This is a genomic window from Candidatus Protofrankia californiensis, assembly GCF_900634765.1.
GTDB classification, from domain to species: Bacteria; Actinomycetota; Actinomycetes; order Frankiales; family Frankiaceae; genus Protofrankia; species Protofrankia californiensis.
In genome coordinates, this window is record NZ_CAAAFT010000097.1 from 13,534 (window position 1) to 14,359 (window position 826).

Sequence of the window (826 nt, forward strand, 5' to 3'; positions counted from 1 at the left end):
ATCTCGAGAAGATCCCGATGCAGGAGCTCTACTGGCCGGCAGGGGTGGCGGCGGTGGCGAACCGGCCTCTCGCGGTCGTCAGCGGGTTGGCCGTGGGCGCCGGGATCTCGGCGCTGGAGGTCTCCCCGGAGGCCGCCGCCGGACCCGTCGAGGTTTACGTCGACACCGGGGCCGACTTCGCCAGCGGCCCGAAGGAGTCCGCGGTCACCCGATCCGGGCGGGACGGGCTGTCGCTGGTGCGCCTGCGGATCGACGGGATCGGTGTCCGCCGGGTGCGCATCGACCCGGCCGGCCGGCGCGGTCTGATGCGGCTGGACTGGTTGAAGCTGTCCTTCCACCTCAACAACGTGGTCGAACCCTACTCGGTAACGATCACTTCGGTCCTGGACGAGGCGCAGCTGCACCTGGTCGGGGCGCGGGCCCTGCAGCCGAACCTGGTCGAGATTCTCGGTGACGATCCGCAGTTCATCTACGTGCTCGACCCGGTGGCGCAGGCACATCTGACGGCCACTTACACCATCGACGTCGAGATCGCCTTCGGATGGCTCGGGATCCGTTCCGACCCGTTGGCGATCCCGACCGCCGAGAGCACGCCGTTGTCACGCCGGGCCGTCCGTCGACTGCGGCGCGAACTGGAAGACCGGTTCTGAACCCGTTCCTCAGCGGGCCAAAGGTGACGCGATCATGTTTCTCCCGCGTCGCCGGAGGCCCCGAGAGACATTGGGTCAAAGATGGCGCGATCGTGCCTCTCCCGCGCCGCCGAAGGGTTCCGGAGGGATGCTGGGGCCGGAGGTGGTGCGATCGTGGTCCTTTCGCGCCGCTGGAG

At 68.8% G+C, this 826-nt stretch carries 1 pseudogene; it reads left to right on the forward strand.

The window, feature by feature from the left end:
- Nucleotides 1–650: pseudogene (locus tag DD1DGNOD_RS28825) on the forward strand (haloacid dehalogenase); the annotation flags it as partial.
- Between the last annotated feature and the right edge of the window lie 176 nt (nucleotides 651–826).